At 72.2% G+C, this 17747-nt stretch carries 18 protein-coding genes; 14 read left to right on the top strand and 4 right to left on the bottom strand.

Annotation, left to right across the window (positions count from 1 at the left end):
* Window positions 1-123 precede the first annotated feature (123 nt).
* A complete protein-coding gene (gene infC / locus D3218_RS15525; RefSeq protein WP_119540983.1) occupies window positions 124-663 on the top strand; it encodes a translation initiation factor IF-3 in 540 nt (179 codons plus the stop codon).
* Window positions 664-748: 85 nt separating this feature from the next.
* Here infC and D3218_RS15520 read toward each other — a convergent pair whose 3' ends face one another.
* Window positions 749-1444, bottom strand: coding sequence for a nitrogen regulation protein NR(II) (locus tag D3218_RS15520; protein ID WP_136625114.1), 696 nt, complete (start codon window positions 1442-1444; stop codon window positions 749-751).
* 272 nt (window positions 1445-1716) lie between these two features.
* Here D3218_RS15520 and rpmI point away from each other — a divergent pair, with 272 nt between their 5' ends.
* The 9 genes from rpmI to mepA all read left to right on the top strand — a co-directional run bounded on the left by rpmI (window position 1717) and on the right by mepA (window position 10892).
* A complete protein-coding gene (gene rpmI, locus D3218_RS15515; protein WP_119540981.1) occupies window positions 1717-1917 on the top strand; it encodes a 50S ribosomal protein L35 in 201 nt (66 codons plus the stop codon).
* A gap of 38 nt (window positions 1918-1955) precedes the next feature.
* Complete coding sequence (rplT, locus tag D3218_RS15510; RefSeq protein ID WP_119540980.1) at window positions 1956-2372, top strand: 50S ribosomal protein L20; 417 nt, start codon at window positions 1956-1958, stop codon at window positions 2370-2372.
* A gap of 296 nt (window positions 2373-2668) precedes the next feature.
* Window positions 2669-3445, top strand: a complete 777-nt coding sequence (locus D3218_RS20385) for a BUD32 family EKC/KEOPS complex subunit (RefSeq protein WP_136625113.1) — start codon at window positions 2669-2671, stop codon at window positions 3443-3445.
* Window positions 3446-3554: 109 nt separating this feature from the next.
* On the top strand, window positions 3555-4637 hold the full coding sequence (pheS, locus tag D3218_RS15500) for a phenylalanine--tRNA ligase subunit alpha (RefSeq protein WP_119540978.1): 1083 nt from the start codon (window positions 3555-3557) through the stop codon (window positions 4635-4637).
* A gap of 13 nt (window positions 4638-4650) precedes the next feature.
* On the top strand, window positions 4651-5697 hold the full coding sequence (locus D3218_RS15495) for a glycosyltransferase family 2 protein (protein ID WP_119540977.1): 1047 nt from the start codon (window positions 4651-4653) through the stop codon (window positions 5695-5697).
* Window positions 5698-5800: 103 nt separating this feature from the next.
* A complete protein-coding gene (locus tag D3218_RS15490) occupies window positions 5801-6217 on the top strand; it encodes a hypothetical protein (protein WP_119540976.1) in 417 nt (138 codons plus the stop codon).
* A 60-nt stretch (window positions 6218-6277) separates the two neighbouring features.
* Entirely contained in the window at window positions 6278-8692 is a 2415-nt protein-coding gene (gene pheT / locus D3218_RS15485) for a phenylalanine--tRNA ligase subunit beta (protein ID WP_119540975.1), read from the top strand.
* A gap of 68 nt (window positions 8693-8760) precedes the next feature.
* A complete protein-coding gene (locus D3218_RS15480) occupies window positions 8761-9747 on the top strand; it encodes a Gfo/Idh/MocA family protein (RefSeq protein ID WP_119540974.1) in 987 nt (328 codons plus the stop codon).
* 92 nt (window positions 9748-9839) lie between these two features.
* Window positions 9840-10892, top strand: a complete 1053-nt coding sequence (gene mepA, locus D3218_RS15475; RefSeq protein WP_119540973.1) for a penicillin-insensitive murein endopeptidase — start codon at window positions 9840-9842, stop codon at window positions 10890-10892.
* Between the two features lie 13 nt (window positions 10893-10905).
* On the opposite strand, the gene bioB is transcribed toward mepA, so the two are convergent.
* The 3 genes from bioB to D3218_RS15460 all read right to left on the bottom strand — a co-directional run bounded on the left by bioB (window position 10906) and on the right by D3218_RS15460 (window position 13188).
* Complete coding sequence (gene bioB, locus D3218_RS15470) at window positions 10906-11898, bottom strand: biotin synthase BioB (RefSeq protein ID WP_119540972.1); 993 nt, start codon at window positions 11896-11898, stop codon at window positions 10906-10908.
* Window positions 11895-12455, bottom strand: a complete 561-nt coding sequence (locus tag D3218_RS15465; protein WP_119540971.1) for a biotin transporter BioY — start codon at window positions 12453-12455, stop codon at window positions 11895-11897. Before D3218_RS15465 ends, bioB begins: the two co-directional genes overlap by 4 nt.
* Before the next feature lie 94 nt (window positions 12456-12549).
* The gene (locus D3218_RS15460; RefSeq protein WP_119540970.1) at window positions 12550-13188 is read right to left on the bottom strand and encodes a GntR family transcriptional regulator; all 639 of its coding nucleotides are present in this window, start codon (window positions 13186-13188) and stop codon (window positions 12550-12552) included.
* A gap of 128 nt (window positions 13189-13316) precedes the next feature.
* Here D3218_RS15460 and D3218_RS15455 point away from each other — a divergent pair, with 128 nt between their 5' ends.
* The 4 genes from D3218_RS15455 (at window position 13317) to D3218_RS15440 (ending at window position 17699) form a co-directional block, all read left to right on the top strand.
* Window positions 13317-14342 (top strand): glucokinase, encoded by a 1026-nt coding sequence (locus D3218_RS15455; RefSeq protein WP_119540969.1) that lies wholly within the window; start codon window positions 13317-13319, stop codon window positions 14340-14342.
* Between the two features lie 81 nt (window positions 14343-14423).
* The gene (locus tag D3218_RS15450; protein WP_245415070.1) at window positions 14424-16220 is read left to right on the top strand and encodes an ABC transporter ATP-binding protein; all 1797 of its coding nucleotides are present in this window, start codon (window positions 14424-14426) and stop codon (window positions 16218-16220) included.
* A 13-nt stretch (window positions 16221-16233) separates the two neighbouring features.
* Complete coding sequence (gene dapB, locus D3218_RS15445) at window positions 16234-17046, top strand: 4-hydroxy-tetrahydrodipicolinate reductase (protein WP_119540968.1); 813 nt, start codon at window positions 16234-16236, stop codon at window positions 17044-17046.
* A 32-nt stretch (window positions 17047-17078) separates the two neighbouring features.
* The gene (locus D3218_RS15440; protein WP_119540967.1) at window positions 17079-17699 is read left to right on the top strand and encodes a 2,3-bisphosphoglycerate-dependent phosphoglycerate mutase; all 621 of its coding nucleotides are present in this window, start codon (window positions 17079-17081) and stop codon (window positions 17697-17699) included.
* Window positions 17700-17747: the final 48 nt, after the last annotated feature.

Here is a 17747-nt window from a genome sequence, read left to right as displayed (position 1 = left end):
ATATGAGGCGACAGTCTCCGGTCGGAAGAGTCGGGCAACGCCTTCGCGCGTCCCGGCGCCCCTCCGATCCGGACCAGTTTTCGTGACCGAAGAGTCGAACGTCAACAGCCGGAGTCAACGACCATTCGCAGACCATTTCGTGCGCCGCCCACCCAGAAGGAGGGGCCGCGCTCCAACCGGGAGATCCGGGTTCCCCAGGTCCAGCTGATCGACGCCGACGGCCAGAACCGGGGTGCGATCCCCACCCAGGAGGCGCTCGCGCTGGCCGAGGAGGCCGGGCTGGACCTCGTGGAGATCGTGCCGACCGCCGTTCCGCCGGTCTGCAAGATCCTCGATCTCGGCAAGCTCAAGTACGAAGGCCAGAAGAAGGCCGCCGAGGCGCGTCGTCGCCAGAAGACCATCGAGGTCAAGGAGATCAAGATGCGTCCCAACATCGACGACCACGACTACGAGACCAAGATGAAGGCGGTGCGCCGCTTCTTCGAGGAAGGCGACAAGGTCAAGGTGACGTTGCGCTTCCGCGGCCGCGAAATGGCGCACCAGGAACTGGGCATGCGCCTGCTCAACCGCGTGCGCGAGGAGACCGCCGAGATCTCGAAGGTTGAGGCGGAGCCGAAGCTGGAAGGCCGGCAGATGATGATGGTGCTGGCGCCCAAGGGCTGATCCGCCCCGCGCCCATGCGACCTGTTTCAGGGCGGCCCGCGAGGGTCGCCCTTTTTCGTTTCCCGGCCTGACGGGCCGGCGGGTCCTATCCGAGGGTCTCCGCCGCGCCGATGGAGCGCAGCGTCATCAGGATGCGCGCCGCGCCGCGCTCGGCGTGCGCCGGGCCCACCGGCTGGAGGTGGATCACGAGATGCGCCCCGTCCGGCCCCCGCGCGACCCATCGCGCGCCGGTGTCGCGCCGGTGCAGGATGTCGGCGACCGCCGCGTCCAGCGCCTCGTCGGTCTGCCCCTGGACAGGCCGCAGCGGGGCGCCCGGCCGGGACGGCAGGAAGAGACGGCGGCTGGCCAGGAGGTCCTCGCCCGCCGCGTTGGCGAACAGGAGCCCGGCCTCTCCGTCGAGGAGCATGGTCGCGTAGGGCAGCGGGTCCAGCACCGCCTCGAGCTCGGCGAGGCTGAGCGGCAGGCCCTCGCGAAGACGCATGGCGAGCGCCAGCGCCTCGCGCAGCGGCACCGCGAGCGCCAGCGCGCCGCCGGAGCCGGCCGGCAGGTCCATGGTCCAGGTCCCGAGGTCCGGCACGGACAGCACGATCCGGGTCGCGCGGTGGTCCGGGGCGGGCAGGCTGCCGGACCCGTGCGCCTGGAAGCGCAGGGCGAAGCCGGCGCCCGCCTCCGTCTCCAAAGCCTGTGCCACGGTGTGCCAGCCGGAGGATTCCAGCGCCGCCTCGCTCAGGCGAAGGGCGAGGGCGGTCGGGTGTCCTATGGGGCAGGGCGTGTGGGTCATGGTCGGGCAGCAGGAGAGGGCTCGCCGCAAACTATCGCGTGCAATCCTCTGCAAACCATCAATTATCGGTCGGATTCTCGACGCGACCGGCACTATCTTGCGTCGTGCCGGCGGTCTCTGTATAAGCCGCCCGTTCACGCGAACCGGCCGGCAGGGCATGCCGTGCCGGTTCTGATGCTGTCGTGTTTCCCCCGATCCTTCACGGGATTTGATTCGGCCGCCCGTCCGGGCCGGTCGATGCGGGGCGCGATTTTCCGATCGAGGAGAGCAAAATGCCCAAGATGAAGACCAAGTCGGCCGCCAAGAAGCGGTTCCGCATGACCGCCTCGGGCAAGGTCAAGGCGGGCGCCGCCGGCAAGCGCCACGGCATGATCAAGCGCTCCAACGACTTCATTCGCGACTCGCGCGGGACGATGATCCTCAGCGAGGCGGATGCCAAGATCGTCAAGATCTACATGCCCTACAACCGCTGAACGCGGTCGGGCCCTAAAGATTTCAAGGAGATAAGATCATGGCACGCGTCAAGCGGGGCGTCACGTCCCACGCCAAGCACAAGAAGGTCCTGAAGGCCGCCAAGGGCTTCTACGGCCGCCGCAAGAACACGATCCGCGCCGCCAAGGCGGCCGTGGACCGCTCCAAGCAGTTCGCCACGCGCGACCGCCGCGTCAAGAAGCGCAACTTCCGCGCCCTGTGGATCCAGCGCATCAACGCCGGCGTGCGCGAGCATGGCCTGACCTACGCCCGCTTCATCGACGGCCTGAACAAGGCCGGGATCGAGGTGGACCGCAAGGTGCTTTCGGACATCGCGATCCACGAGCCGGAGGCCTTCGCCGCCTTGGTGGAGCAGGCGCGCACCGCGCTCGGCTACATCAAGGACGAGAGCGAGACCGCCCATGCCCGCGCCGTGGGCGAGAAGCGCGCCGCCTGAGGCGAAGCGCCCTTCCGGGATCGACGACCCAAAAGGCCCGCGACGGACACCGTCGCGGGCCTTTTTTCGTGGTCCGCGACCCGGCTCGCCCGGGCCTTCGCGAGTTTCGGATGACAGTTCCATGACAGGCGTGCTAGCCGTTTCGACCAGAGGTTGAGGCGGCGGCGCGGCGAGCGCGATCCCCGCCGGCGAAGCGATCGGCGGAGCGGAAAACGGTGCGGGCGGCAGGCGGAACGGGATCAGGCGACGGCGGCGAGGGGCGTGTTCTGCGCGCGACCGGCCCGGACGGCCGGTCCGTGTTCATCAAGGATTTCGGCAAGGAGGGCGTCTCGTTCGGCTGCCGGGTCCATGCCCGCCTCTCCGCCATCCTGCCGGCCGGCATCTGGAGCGCCTCGCCGCCGGCCGACCCGCGCCAGCGCGTGGCGCGAGAGCTGCGCAAGAGCGCCCGGTTCCGCGCGGCCGGCATCGCCGTGCCCGACCTGGCGCCCGCCGGGCCGACGGCGCTCAGCGCCTCCGACGCCGGTTCGGACACGCAGGCCGTCCTGAAGCGGCTGCGGCTGGAGGGCGAGACGGCGCGGCACGACGCCCTCCTGGTCGCGCTCGCCGGCTCGCTGGCCGAGATCCACGCCGCCGGCCTGTGCCATGGTCGTCCCCACCCGCGCGACACGGCGCCGCTCGGCGGCGGGCGGTTCGTCTGGTTCGACTTCGAGGAGGAGCCGGAGGCGGCGATGCCGCTGTCCGACGCGCAGGCGCGCGACCTCTGGCTCCTGTTCTTCCAGGTCTGCCATCGGGCGATCGATCCCCAGACGCCGCTGCGCGCCATGGCCGCCTATCGTGCCCGGGCGCCCGAGACGGCCTCCACGCGGCTGCGCCTCCATCTCTGCCGGCTGGCCTGGACGCTCGGGCCCGGCCGCCTCCTGCTGCGTCTTCACAACGGCGGGGACCTTCTGCGCTACGTCGCGGCGACGACCTTCCTCCTGGCCGCGCTGACGGGCGTCGACCCGATGCCCGGGCCGCTGGCGCCCAGGCCCGCGGCGACCTGGAGCGAGGAGGACGGCGGCCCGTCCCTGTAGGACCCGGAGCGAAAAGCGTTTTGCTCGGCCGGTCGATGCTGTAGGAAGGCGCCGCCGGGCGGCCTTTGGCGCCCTCCGGCATCCTGCCGCCTGCCCGTGAGGACCCGCCGTGACGGACCTGTCCGCGATCGAAGCCCGCTATCTCCAGGACATCGACCAAGCCGCCGACGAGGGCGCGCTGGAGGCCGTGCGCCTCGCCGCCCTCGGCAAGAAGGGGGAGATCTCCGACCTGCTCAAGGGCCTCGGCCGGATGGACGCCGAGGAGCGGCGCGAGTTCGGGCCGAAGCTCAACGGCTTGCGCGACCGCGTGCAGGACGCGATGGGCGCCAAGCGCGAACGGCTGGCCGAAGCCGCGATCGACGCGCGCCTGGCCGCCGAGACGCTCGACGTCACGCTGCCGGTGCGTCCCGCCGCCGTGGGTCGCGGGCGCATCCACCCGATCTCCCAGGTGGTGGACGAGATCACCGCGATCTTCGCCGACATGGGCTTCTCGGTGGCGGAAGGGCCCGACATCGAGACCGACCGCTACAACTTCACCGCGCTGAACTTTCCCGAAGGCCACCCGGCGCGCGAGATGCACGACACGTTCTTCCTGAAGCCGCGCGAGGGAGCGGAGCGCAAGCTCCTGCGCACCCACACCTCGCCCGTGCAGATCCGCACCATGGAGGCCTCGCGCCCGCCGATCCGCATCGTGATCCCCGGCAAGACCTACCGGCAGGATTCGGACGCGACGCACACGCCCATGTTCCACCAGGTGGAGGGGCTGGTGGTCGACCGGACGGCCAACATCGCCAACATGAAGTGGGTGCTGACCGAGTTCTGCAAGGCGTTCTTCGAGGTACCGAGCCTCGAGATGCGCTTCCGGCCGAGCTTCTTCCCGTTCACCGAGCCCTCCATGGAGCTCGACATCCAGTGCGACCGCTCGGGCAGCGAGGTGCGCTTCGGCGAGGGCACGGACTGGATGGAGATCCTCGGCTGCGGCATGGTCCATCCCAACGTCCTGCGCGGCGTCGGCCTCGACCCGGACGAGTACCAAGGCTTCGCCTGGGGCATGGGCATCGACCGCATCGCCATGCTGAAATACGGCATGCCGGACCTGCGCGCCTTCTTCGACGCGGACATCCGCTGGGTCGAGCATTACGGTTTCCGTCCCCTCGACATGCCGACACTGTTCGGGGGGCTCAGCAGCTAGGGAGCCTTGGAGAATGGCGCACGGCGTCCGCTACCCCGTGGCCGATCCCGCCGACTGGGCGGCGATCGGGCGGCTGTCGCCGCTCCGGCGGCTGGCGCTCGCGCTGCGAGAGCGGCGCTACCGGCGCCGTGCCCCGCCGGCGGCGGATGCGGCCGGGGCCGGGCTGACGCCGGCCGGGCCGGTGCGCCCGCTCGCGGCCGGCGATCTCGCGCTGGTCTGCGTTCTGCGCAACGTGGCGGCCTATCTCGACGCCTTCCTCGACCATTACCGGCGCCTGGGAGTCACCCGCTTCGTGCTGGTGGACGACCGCTCCACCGACGGCACGGCCGAGCGCCTCGCGGCCCAAGGCGACGTCGACCTCTTCACCGCCGCGGCCTCCTTCGCCGAGGGCGGTCGCGGCCTCGCTTGGCGCGACGCGCTGTTCACGCTCTACGGGCGCGGTCGCTGGTATCTCAACGTCGACGCCGACGAGTTCCTGGTCTTTCCGGGCAGCGAGACGCGACGGATCCCCGACCTCATCGCCGATCTCGAGCGGGCCGGCCGCAAGCGCTGCCTCGCGCCGATGCTGGACCTCTACCCCACGGGCGCGCTGCGGGACGCCGATCCGTCCGGCGGACGCCATCCGCTGGAGGTCTCGCCGATGATCGACGGCGACGGCTACGAGATCCGGGCCGAGAAGTTCACCCTGGCGGTGCGCGGGGGGCCGCGCACGCGCCTCTTCGGCAACGCCATCCGCCTCACCAAGTTTCCCCTGATCCTGGTGGACGAGGCGACCTCGCTGGCCGGCGGTTCGATCCACGGCCCGCTGCCCATCGCGCGCAACTTCGCCCCGGTCAACGCGGTGCTCCTCCACTTCAAGTTCTCGGCCGCCTCGGTGGAGGAGTTCCCGCGTCTCGCCCGCGAGGGCCAGCACTTCGGCGGCTCGATGTTCTACCGCCAGATCAGCGAAGCCGACGGGTTCGGCGCGGACCTCTCGCTCGCCTATCCGGGCTCGCTTCGGGTCGGCGACACGCAGGACCTCGTGCGGCGCGGCTTCATGCAGGACCCACGCGCCCCCTGAGCCGCGTTCGGGCGGTGCCCATTTGACCCTGGGGCCAAAGGCGGGCATCACAGCCGCGACCGTCCGCCCGGCCCGCGCCGGGTCCAACGAGGAGACGCATCCCATGGCCCGATCCGCCGCCGGCATCGCCCGAACCGCCGTGGTGGAAGCGGTGTCCGTGATCGCCGGCGCGATCATCGGCACGCTGGTCGCGGCCGTGTTCGGCTGGCTGTTCCTGTCGGTGTCCTTCGGTGCGCTGGCGGGGTCCGCCTCCGTCTACGTGCTGGCCCTCGTCACCGTGGCGATCTTCGCCGTGCTCTACGCCAACCTGCCGGCGACGCCTGCCGTTCTCGGCTCGCTGGGCGTCGGCATCCTGCTGCCCACGGTGATCGCGCGCTTCGCCTTCGACGCCGCCGAGCCCTTGGGCACGCTCCTGATCCTCAACCTCGTGTTCGCGCTGGTCGCCCTTTCGGTGTACCGCTTCGTGCATGCCAGCGGCCTGGTCCGCCGGGCGGCCGACGACGTCGCCGACCGCGCCTGATCCCGTCCCGCTCCGGCCCGCGCCCGAGCCCCCTTTTCGTTCCAGACCATCGAGCCCGTCATGAAGTTCACCCTGTCCTGGCTGAAGGATCATCTCGACACCGACGCCACCCTGCCGGAGATCGCCGAGCGTCTCACCGCCATCGGCCTCGAGGTGGAATCGCTCGACGACAAGGCGGGCATGCGCGCCTTCACCATCGCGCGCGTCCTCGCCGCCGCGCGCCATCCCGACGCCGACAAGCTCCAGGTGCTGACCGTTGACGCCGGGCCCGGCGTCAACGACGGCAAGCCGCTGCAGGTCGTCTGCGGGGCGCCCAACGCGCGCGCCGGTCTCGTGGGCGTGCTGGGCCTGCCGGGCACCTACGTGCCCGGCCTCGACGTGACGCTGGGCATCGGCAAGATCCGCGGCGTCGAGAGCTTCGGCATGATGTGCTCGGAGCGCGAGCTGGAGCTGTCCGACGAGCACAACGGCATCATCGACCTGCCGGACGACGCGCCCGTGGGCACCGCCTTCGCCGACTATGCCGGGCTTGCCGACCCGGTGATCGAGATCAACCTGACGCCCAACCGGCCGGACGCGACGGGCGTCCACGGCATCGCGCGCGATCTCGCGGCCTCCGGCCTCGGCACGCTGAAGGGCGACGCGGTGGAGCCGGTGGCGGGCGAGGGCGCCTGCCCGGTGCCGGTCTCGGTCGACAGCGCGACCTGCCTCGGCTTCGCGCTGCGCCGCGTGTCGGGCGTGCGCAACGGCGCCTCGCCCGAATGGATGCAGAAGCGGCTGAAGGCGATCGGCCTGCGTCCGATCAACGCTCTGGTCGACGTCACCAACTACATGACCTTCGATCGGGGCCGGCCGCTGCACGTGTTCGACGCGGCCAAGGTCGCGGGCGGGCTCGTGGTGCGCCAGGCGCGCGAGGGCGAGGAACTGGTCGGCCTGGACGGGCGCACCCATGCCCTGAACCCGAAGGTCTGCGTGATCGCCGACGACCGGGGCCCCGAATCCATCGGCGGCATCCTGGGGGGCGAAGCGTCGGGCTGCGACGAGCGCACCACCGACGTCCTGATCGAATCGGCGCTGTGGGAGCCGCTCGCCATCGCCCGCACCGGCCGTTCGCTCGGCATCATCACCGACGCGCGCTACCGCTTCGAGCGCGGCGTCGACCCGGCCTTCATGGCGACGGGCCTCGAGCTCGCCACTCGCCTCGTGATGGACCTGTGCGGCGGCACGCCCAGCGAGGCGCTGGTGGTGCCCGCGCGCGCGGACGCGCGCGAGCCGATCCGTTTCCCCTTCTCCGAGGTGGAGCGCCTGACCGGCCTCCAGGTCGAACCCGAGCGCCAGGTCGAGATCCTGACCCGGCTCGGCTTCGCCGTGGAGCGGCGCGGCGACGAAGCGGGCGTCGCGCCCCCGTCCTGGCGCCCGGACATCGAGGGCAAGGCCGATCTCGTGGAGGAGATCATGCGCCTCGTGGGCGTCGACACGATCGAGCCCCGGCCGCTGCCGCCGCTGGCGGGCGTCAACGCCCGCATCCTGACGCCGCGCCAGTTGCGCGACCGCGCCGCCCGGCGCACGCTCGCCGCGCGGGGCCTCGCCGAGGCGGTGACCTATTCCTTCGTCTCTGCGGAGGCGGCCCGGGCGTTCGGCGGGGGCGCCGCCCATCTCAGCCTGGAGAACCCGATCGCGGCCGACCTGTCGGACATGCGCCCCTCCCTGCTGCCCAACCTCCTGCAGGCGGCCCAGCGCAACACGCAGCGCGGCTTCGGCGACCTGGCGCTGTTCGAGGTGGCGTCGGTCTACCGCTCCGACGAGCCGGACGGCCAGGCGCGCGTGGCGGGCGGCGTGCGACGGGGCACGGCGGGCCATGCCGGCGCCGGGCGCGACTGGGCCGGCAACGCGGCGCCCGTCGGCGTGTTCGACGCCAAGGCCGACGCGCTGGCCGTGCTGGAGGCCGTGGGCGTGCCGGTGGAGCGGCTCCAGTTCGAGACGCCCGCCAGTTCCTGGTACCATCCGGGCCGGTCGGGCCGGATCAAGCTCGGTCCGAAGACCGTGCTGGCCGAGTTCGGCGAGTTCCATCCGCGCGCGCTGAAGACGCTCGGCGTGTCGGGCGCCGCGGCCGGCTTCGAGGTGTTCCTGGACGAGGTGCCGGAGGGCAAGCGCAAGGCGACGCGCACCAAGCCGGTGCTGCGGCTTTCGCCCTTCCAGCCGGTGAAGCGCGACTTCGCCTTCGTGGTGGACCGGGGCGTCGACGCGATCCGTCTGATCCGCGCCGCCGAGGGGGCCGACCGCAAGCTGATCGGCGAGGTGCGCCTGTTCGACGTGTTCGAAGGCGCCGCGCTCGGCGAGAACGCCAAGTCGGTGGCCATCGAGGTGACGCTCAATCCGGCGGAGAAGACGCTCACCGACGAGGATCTCGAGGCGGCCTCCGCCAAGATCGTGGCGGCGGTGGAGAAGGCGACCGGCGGCCGGCTGCGCGCCTGAGCGGGGCAGGCGAGCCGGTCGACGGAGCCGGACCCGAGGGCCGGCACAAGGGAGAAGGGGAGGCGGCCATGCTGCGTTGGGGAATTCTGTCGGGCGCCAAGATCGCCCGCGAGCACGTCGTTCCGGCGCTCCTGAAGGCGGAGGGCTGCGTGGTGGAGGGCATCGCCAGCCGCGACGAGGGGCGGGCGCGCGAGCTCGCGCGCCATTTCGGCGCGCCGCGCGCCTTCGGCTCCTACGAGGCGCTGCTCGCCTCGCCCGAGATCGACGCGGTCTACGTGCCGCTTCCCACCGCGCAGCACGTGGAGTGGGCGGTCCGGGCGGCCGAGGCGGGCAAGCACGTGCTGGTGGAGAAGCCGCTGGCCCTGCGCGCCGAGGACATCGCGCCCGTGATCGCCGCGCGCGACCGCGCCGGCGTCGTGGTGGCGGAGGCCTTCATGGTGCGCCACCATCCGCAATGGGCCAAGGTGCGCGAGTGGATCGCGGCGGGCCGCATCGGCCGCCTGCGCCTGGTGCAGGGCGCCTTCTCCTATTTCAACGACGACCCGTCCAACATGCGCAACCGGCTCGAGCTCGGCGGCGGCGGCCTGCCCGACATCGGCGTCTATCCGGTGGTGGCGACGCGCTTCGCCACGGGCCTGGAGCCGCGCGCCGCGCGCGCCCGGATCGAGCGCGACGAGCGGTTCGGCACAGACATCCTGGCCGAGTGCGAGGCGGAGTTCGAGGACTTCCGCCTCGGCTTCTACGTCGCCACCCAGCTCGCCGCGCGCCAGACCATGGTGTTCCACGGCACGGGGGGCTTCATCGAGGTGGACGCGCCCTTCAACGCGGGGATCTACGGCGACGCCGCCGTGCACCTGCACGACTGCGGCCACGGCCATGCCGAGACCGCGCGCTTCGGCGGGGTCGATCAGTACCGGCTCCAGGCCGAGGCCTTCGCACGGGCCGTCGCGGGCTCGGGCGAGGCGCTGTTCACGCTGGAGGAGTCGGTGCTCAATCAGCGCGTCATCGACGCCTTCTACCGCTCGGCCGAGGCGGGCGCGCCCGTCCCGGTCTGAGGCGCCACGCCCCGCGCAAGCTCCAGGTCAACCGCCGGCCATAGTTTCGGCCGATCTGTGGGGCTCATCGCGGCCGAACGGAGGGTTGTGGCATGGCGGGATCGATGGGGCCGGGACGGGCCCTCGCACTGGCGCTGGCGCTGGCGCTCGCACTCGGCGGCGCGGCGCGGGCCGAGCCGGCGGCCAAGGATCTGTTCTCGGCCGAGCGTCACCCTTCGGCCGCCGCGCCGCAGAGCATCGGCTTCTATTCCAAGGGGTGCCTCGCCGGCGGCATGGAGATGCCCAAGGACGGGCCGACCTGGCAGGTGATGAAGCCCTCGCGCGACCGCGCCTATGCCCATCCCGCGATGATCGCGCTGCTCCAGCGCCTGTCGGTCGACGCGCGGCGCGAGGCGAACTGGCGCGGCCTCCTGTTCGGCGACATGGCCCAGCCGCGCGGCGGCCCGATGAGGGACGGCCACGCCTCGCACCAGATCGGCCTCGATGCCGACATCTATCTCACCGAGATGCCGAACCGCCGCCTCTCGGACGAGGAGCGGGACGGCATGCCGCTGCCCTCCGTGATCGACCCGCGCACCCGCCATGTCGACGAGCGGCGCTGGCGGCCGGAGATGCTGAAGCTCCTGCGCACCGCCGCGCGCGAGCCCGAGGTGGAGCGCATCTTCGTGCATCCCGGCATCAAGGAGAAGCTCTGCCGCACGGCCGGGCGCGACCGGGCTTGGCTCAACAAGGTGCGGCCGATGTACGGCCACGACTACCATTTCCACGTCCGCATGGTCTGCCAGCCGGGCTCGCCCAACTGCCAGCCGCAGGAATCCACCGGCAAGGGCGACGGCTGCGACAAGCTGGACTGGTGGTTCAACGTGGCGCTCCAGCCGCCGCCGCCGAACGCCAAGCCCTACAAGAAGCCGCCGCCGATCTTCCTGGCCGCGCTGCCGCGCGCCTGCGCGGCGGTGCTGAAGCAGCCCGACGCCGGCGGTGCGCCGGTGGCCGCGCGCGCCGCCCCGCCCGTCGAGGCGGCGCCGATGGCGCTCGCGCCGGAGCCGGTGCCGGCCGCCCGTCCGCCGGTGGCCGCCCCGGTGCCGCCGGCCGCCGTGCCGGACGCCGGACGCCTGCCGATGCCGCGCTTCCGTCCCAACGGCTGAGCGCGGCGAGCGGTCAGGAGGCCGCCGCCGCGAACGCCGGCGCCTTGTCCGCGAGCGGGCCGATCGCGGCCAGGAGGTCGGCGTCCTCGCCGATCCCCGCGTTGGGCGTGGTCAGCAGCGTGTCGCCATAGAAGATCGAGTTTGCCCCGGCCAGGAAGCATAGGATCTGCGCGTCGCGGCCGAGCGCGGCTCGTCCGGCCGACAGGCGCACGCGCGCCTTAGGCATCGTCAGGCGCGCGGCGGCGACCATGCGCACGAGGTCCAGCGCGTCGACCTCCCGCCGCCCGGCGAGCGGCGTGCCGGCGACGGGCACCAGGGCGTTGATCGGCACGCTCTCGGGATGGGGATCGAAGCCGGCCAGCACCTGCAGGAGGCTCGCCCGGTCCCGGAGGCTCTCGCCCATGCCGATGATGCCGCCGCAGCACAGGTCGATGCCGGCGGCGCGCACGGCGGCGAGCGTCTCCAGTCGGTCCTCGTAGGTCCGCGTGGTGACGATGCGGCTGTAGAATTCGGGCGAGGTGTCGAGATTGTGGTTGTAGGCCTTGAGGCCCGCCCGCGCGAGGCGCTCGGCGTGGTGCGGCTTCAGCATGCCGAGCGTCACGCAGGCCTCGAGGCCCAGCGCGTCGACGCCCTCCACCATCTCCACCACGGCGTCGAACGCCGGGCCGTCGCGCACCTCTCGCCACGCCGCGCCCATGCAGAAGCGCGTGGCGCCCGCCGCTCGCGCCGTTTCGGCGAGCCGGAGCACGGCCTCCGGCCGCATCAGCCGCTCGCGCGTGAGGTCCACCTCGCGATGATGGGCCGACTGCGGGCAGTAGGCGCAGTTCTCCGGGCAGCCGCCCGTCTTGATCGACAGGAGGCTCGCGCGCTGCACGGCGTTCGGATCGTGATGCTGCCGATGCACGGCCTGGGCGCGGCCGACGAGGTCGAGAAGCGGCGCGCCGAGCAGCGCCGCGATCTCGTCCACCACCCAGTCGTGGCGGATTCGGCCGTCGTCGGCGCTCATCGGGCGGCGGTCCGGCGCGCCAGCGCCGCGAAGACGGCCGTCAGGATGGCGATCTTCACGACGTCCCCCGGAACGAACGGCGCGACGCCCGTCGCAAAGACCTCGGAGGCCGGGACGAACAGCGTCAGCCAGGCCGCGCCCAGCGCGTAGACCGGAACGAGCCCCGCCAGCATCGCCGCGAAGCGGCCGAGGGCGCCGCGCCCGGCGGCGAGATGTCCCACCAGCGCGCAGGCGACCAGGTACCCGGCGAGGTACCCGCCCGTCGGCCCGACCATGTAGGCAAGGCCGATCCCGCGCTCGGGCGTGCCGGAGAACACCGGCAGGCCGGCGGCGCCGGCGGCGAGGTAGGCGAGGAAGATCGTCGCGGCGCGGCGCGGGCCGAGGAACGCCGCGAAGCCCATGACCGCCATGGTGTGCAGGGTCATGGGAACAGGCCAGAAGGGCACCTGCACCTTGGCGGCCAGCGTCATCAGCGCGACGCCGAGCGGCAGGGCGAGCACGACGGGCAGCCGCCGCGACCGGATGGCGGGAAGGGAGGTGGAGGGATCGCGCATCATCTTTATCTATTATTTCTAGGGATCTGATCGGCGGAGCATTGCCGTCTGCGGCGATTCGATCAATAGACCTGCAAATAATAGATAAATTCCTCTGTCAGCGCGGCGGTGCCGATGGACCGACCTGTCCGGCCCGCTGCACGTGGCGCGCGAGCGTGCCGGCGGCGCGGTCGCGGTCGCCGGCGCGCAGCGCCTCCAGGATCGCCCGGTGATCGCGGTCCGTGGGCGCGTCCCACTCCGCGCGCCAGCCGGAGAACAGGAACCGCGCGCTGGCCGCCTGGAGATCCTCGATGGTCCGCAGCAGGCGTGGCATGCCGCACGGGCCGAGGATCGTGCGGTGGAAGGCCCGGTTGGCCTCCTCCCAGGCCTGCACGCTGCGCGCCTGGTCGCCCGCCTCCACGATCCGGCCGGCCTCGTCCAGGAGCGAGCGCGTCAGGTGCGGGAAGGCGTTGCGCAGGGCGAGGCTCTCCAGCGAGGCGCGCATCTCGGCGACCTCGCGCACCTCGTCGGGGCTGAAGCTCGCGACCCGCACCCCCCGTCGCGGCTCGCTCACCACGAGCCCCTGCGCCTCGAGGCGGCGGAAGGCCTCGCGCACCGGCACATGGCTGGCCTGGAACTCCGCCGCCACGTGGTCCTGGCGCAACCGGGCTCCCGCCGCGATCGCGCCGGTGACGATGCGGTCGGCCAGCGCGCGGCTGATGCGGATCGCAAGCGGGTCGTCCTTGGTTGCGTTCATGAGACTCGGGATAGTCCACGAAATGGGGCGCGTCGACCGGCTCGGCGACGGGCGCCCCGGCGGGGGCGTCTTTTGCCGGCGGCGCCGCGGTGTTATGGCGATCGTCAAACGATGAGATGGGATGTCCCATGGTTCATGTCGCCGACACGACCGACAGTCTGAAGTTTCCCATCCTGATCGGCGACATCGGGGGCACCAACGCCCGCTTCGCGATTCTCCCCGACGCGCTGGCCGAGCCCAAGGCTTTTCCCACCGTCCAGACCGCCGATTTCGCCAACATCGACGACGCGATCCAGTCCGCCGTCCTGGACAAGACCTCGATCCGCCCTGCCACGGCGGTCCTGGCCATCGCCGGCCCGGTGGACGGCGACGAGATCGACCTCACCAACTGCCCCTGGGTGGTGCGTCCGCGCACGCTGATCGGCGGCCTCGGCTTCGAGGAGGTCATCGTGCTCAACGACTTCGAGGCGCAGGCGCTCGCCGTGTCGGCGCTGCCCGAGGGCGGGCGCGAGGCGATCGGCGGGGGCACCGTGCGCGAGGGGGCGAGCCGGGTCGTGGTCGGGCCCGGCACGGGCCTCGGCGTCGCCGGGCTGGTGCGCGCGCGCCGGATGTGGATTCCCGTGGCGGGCGAGGGCGGCCATGTCGATCTCGGCCCGCGAACCGCGCGCGACGCCGCCATCTGGCCGCATCTCGAAACGATCGGGGGCCGCGTCTCGGGCGAGCAGATCCTGTGCGGGCGCGGCCTCGTCAATCTCTACCGCGCCGTGTGCGCGGCCGACGGCGTCGCCCCGGTCCATGCCGACCCGGCGGCCGTGACCGAGGCCGCGCTGAACGCGCGCGACCACCAGTCGGGCGAGGCCGTGCAGCTCTTCGCCGTGTATCTCGGGCGACTCGCCGGCGACCTCGCGCTCCTGTTCATGGCGCGCGGCGGGGTCTACATCGCCGGCGGCATCTTCCAGCGCATCATCCCGGTGGTCCGGGCCGCCGAGATGCGCGCCGCCTTCGAGGACAAGGCGCCACACGGCGATCTGCTGCGCGACATCCCGCTGTTCGTGATCACCCAGCCGCTGGCTGCGCTCGCCGGCCTTGCCGCCTACGCCCGCACGCCCCGCTTCTACGGCCTGGAAACGGCGGGCCGGCGCTGGATCGCCTGACGGGAGGGCGCGAATTCGCGCCCGGTAGGCAGCCTCGCGGCGACGCGCTATAGAGCCGCCGAACGAGGGTTGGTGGCGTTGATCGGAACCAAGAAGAGCCTGTCGCTGTCGGACGGGGCCGAGCGCGGCGAGGCGCTGCGCCTCCTGAGGCGGATCCTGGCGGAGAACGGGCGAGAGCACGTGCGCGGCTACGCCCTGGCGATCGTGTGCCTGATCCTGGTGGCGCTGACCACGGCCTTCCTCGCCTGGATCATGCGCGACGTGATCGACCAGATCTTCGTGGAGGGCAACCGCGCGGTCCTGTTCTCGCTGCCCTTCGCCGTGTTCCTCTCGTTCCTGATCCGGGGGATGGCCTCCTACGGACAGGGCGTGATCCTGTCGCGGATCGGCAACGACATCGTGGCGCGCTACCAGCGCCGGCTCTTCGCGCATCTCACCGAGCTGTCGGTCGACTTCTACAGCGAGAACCGATCGGCGCAGCTCGCCGCGCGCATCAACCAGAACGTCTCGGGCGTGCGCGACACGCTGAACCTCACGGTCACCTCGCTCGCGCGCGACCTCCTGACCCTGGTGTTCCTGGTGGCCGCGATGATCTGGCAGGACTGGGTCCTGTCCTTGATCGCGCTCACCGCCGGGCCGCCGATCGCGATCATGATCTCCACCCTGTCGCGCAAGCTGCGCAAGGCGACGCGCCAGTCGGTGGACCTCAACGCCCGCGTCCTGGGCTCCATGCAGGAGACGGCGCAGGGCATCCAGGTGGTGAAGGCCTTCACCATGGAGGCGCTGCTGCGCGATCGCACCGAAGGGCTGATCCGGCAGGCGGAGGAGCGCTCCAACCGCATCGCGGCGATCACCGAGCGGTCCGGTCCGGTGACGGAAACGGTGGCCGGCCTCGCCGTGGCCGCCGTGATCGCCTGGTCGGGCTACCGCTCCATCGTCTACGGCTATTCGCCCGGCGCCATGTTCGCCTTCATCACGGCGCTGCTCCTCGCCTACGACCCGGCGCGCCGGCTGGCCCGGCTGCAGGTGCAGCTCGAGAAGGCGCTGGTCAACGCGCGCATGATCTACGAGATCCTGGACGAGCCGCCCCGGCAGGCCGACGCGCCGGGCGCGCGGGCGCTGGAGGTGGCGCGCGGCGAGATCGTGTTCCAGGACGTGCGCTTCGCCTATCCCGGCGGTGAGGAGGTCCTGCGCGGCGTCGGCTTCACCGCGCCGGCCGGGCGGACCACGGCGCTGGTGGGAGCGTCGGGCGGGGGCAAGTCCACGGTCCTGTCGCTGCTGGAGCGGTTTCACGACCCGGCCTCGGGCCATATCCTGATCGACGGCCAGGACATCCGGGAGGTCACCAAGCGTTCCCTGCGCACGCAGATCGCCTATGTGCCGCAGCAGCCGGTTCTGTTCGAGGGCACGATCCGCGACAACATCCGCTTCGGGCGGCCCGAGGCGGACGACGCCGAGGTGGAGGAGGCGGCGCGCCGCGCCCAGGCGGAGGACTTCATCCTGGCCCAGCCGCTGGGCTACGAGACGCCGGTCGGCGAAGGCGGTGCGACCCTGTCTGGCGGCCAGCGCCAGCGCCTGTCGATCGCCCGCGCCCTGGTGCGCGACGCGCCGATCCTGGTGCTGGACGAGGCCACCTCGGCGCTGGATTCGCGCTCCGAGATGCTGGTGCAGCGGGCGCTGGAGGAGGCGATGCGCGGGCGCACCGTGCTGGTGGTCGCCCATCGCCTCTCCACGGTGGTGGGCGCCGACCAGATCCTGGTGGTGGAGCGCGGCCGCGTGGTGGAGACCGGCAGCCATGCCGAGCTCAGCGCGCGCCCGAACGGGCTCTACGCACGCTTCCACGCGCTCCAGTCGGGCGCGGGCGAGACGGTGGACTGAAGGAGGGGCGCGCATGGACGCGATGCGGCTGGTGATTCTGGGGGCGGCGGGCCGGATGGGCCGCACGCTGGTGCGTCTGGCGCACGAGGCGCCGGACCTGACCGTGGCCGCCGCGCTGGAGCGGCCGGGCTCGCTGGCGCTCGGCAGCGACGCGGGCCAACTCGCGGGCGCCGGGCATCTCGGTGTCCCCGTGACCGACGATCTCGACGCGGCGCTCGCGGCCGGCGACGGCGTGATCGACTTTACCGCCCCGGCGGCCAGCGTCTTCCTGGCGCGCGAGACGGCCCGGCGCGGGCTGGTGCACGTGATCGGCACGACCGGGTGCTCCGCTGCGGACGACGAGGCCATCGCCGCGGCCGGGGCGCAGGGCGCGCGGATCGTGAAGTCCGGCAACATGAGCCTTGGCGTCAACCTCCTGTCCGTCCTGGTGGAGCAGGCGGCGCGCGCGCTCGGGCCGGACGCCTTCGACATAGAGATCCTGGAGATGCACCACCGCCACAAGGTGGACGCGCCCTCCGGCACCGCGCTGCTCCTCGGCCGGGCCGCCGCCGAAGGGCGCGGGATCGACCTCGCGGAGACCTCCGTGCGCGTCCGCGACGGGCACACCGGGCCCCGCGCCGCCGGAACGATCGGCTTCGCCACCCTGCGCGGCGGCTCGGTGGTGGGCGACCACGACGTGATCCTGGCGGGCGAGGGCGAGCGCATCACCCTGTCGCACCACGCCGAGGACCGGGCGATTTTCGCGCGCGGCGCCCTGCGCGCGGCGCTCTGGGCTCGGAACCGGCCGCCCGGCCTCTATTCGATGCGCGACGTTCTCGGCCTCTGACCCGACCTTCAACCCCCAAGGGAGCCTGCCCGATGTCCCGAACCCTCGTCCTCGTCCGCCACGGCCAGAGCGAATGGAACCTCAAGAACCTCTTCACCGGCTGGCGCGACCCGGACCTGACCGAGCAGGGCGTCGAGGAGGCGCGCGCCGCCGGCCGCCGGCTGAAGGCGGCGGGCCTGCGCTTCGACGTGGCCTTCACCAGCGTCCTGTCGCGCGCCCAGCGCACGCTGGCGCTGATCGAGGGCGAGCTCGGCCAGGGCGGCATCGAGACCCATCGCGACCAGGCGCTGAACGAGCGCGACTACGGCGACCTGTCCGGTCTCAACAAGGACGACGCCCGCGCCAAGTGGGGCGAGGACCAGGTGCACGTCTGGCGCCGTTCCTACGACGTGCCGCCGCCGGGCGGGGAGTCGCTGAAGGACACCGGCGCCCGCGTCTGGCCCTACTACATCCACCGCATCCAGCCCCAGGTGCTGGGCGGGGGCACGGTGATCGTCGCCGCCCACGGCAACTCGCTGCGCGCGCTGATCATGGCACTGGACGGCCTGTCTGGCGAGGAGATCGTCGGCCAGGAGCTCGCGACCGGCGTGCCGATCGTCTACCGCCTCAACGCCGACTCCTCCGTGGCGTCGAAGGAGATCCTGTCCGCCTGACGCACCCTGCGGGCCGCCGACGTCGGCCGGCGGCTCGCAGCATCGAAT

The sequence above is a fragment of the Aureimonas flava genome (assembly GCF_003583935.1).
GTDB lineage: Bacteria > Pseudomonadota > Alphaproteobacteria > Rhizobiales > Rhizobiaceae > Aureimonas > Aureimonas flava.
Note: the sequence above shows the minus strand (reverse complement) of the source record. Positions and strands in the feature narration are given on the sequence as shown.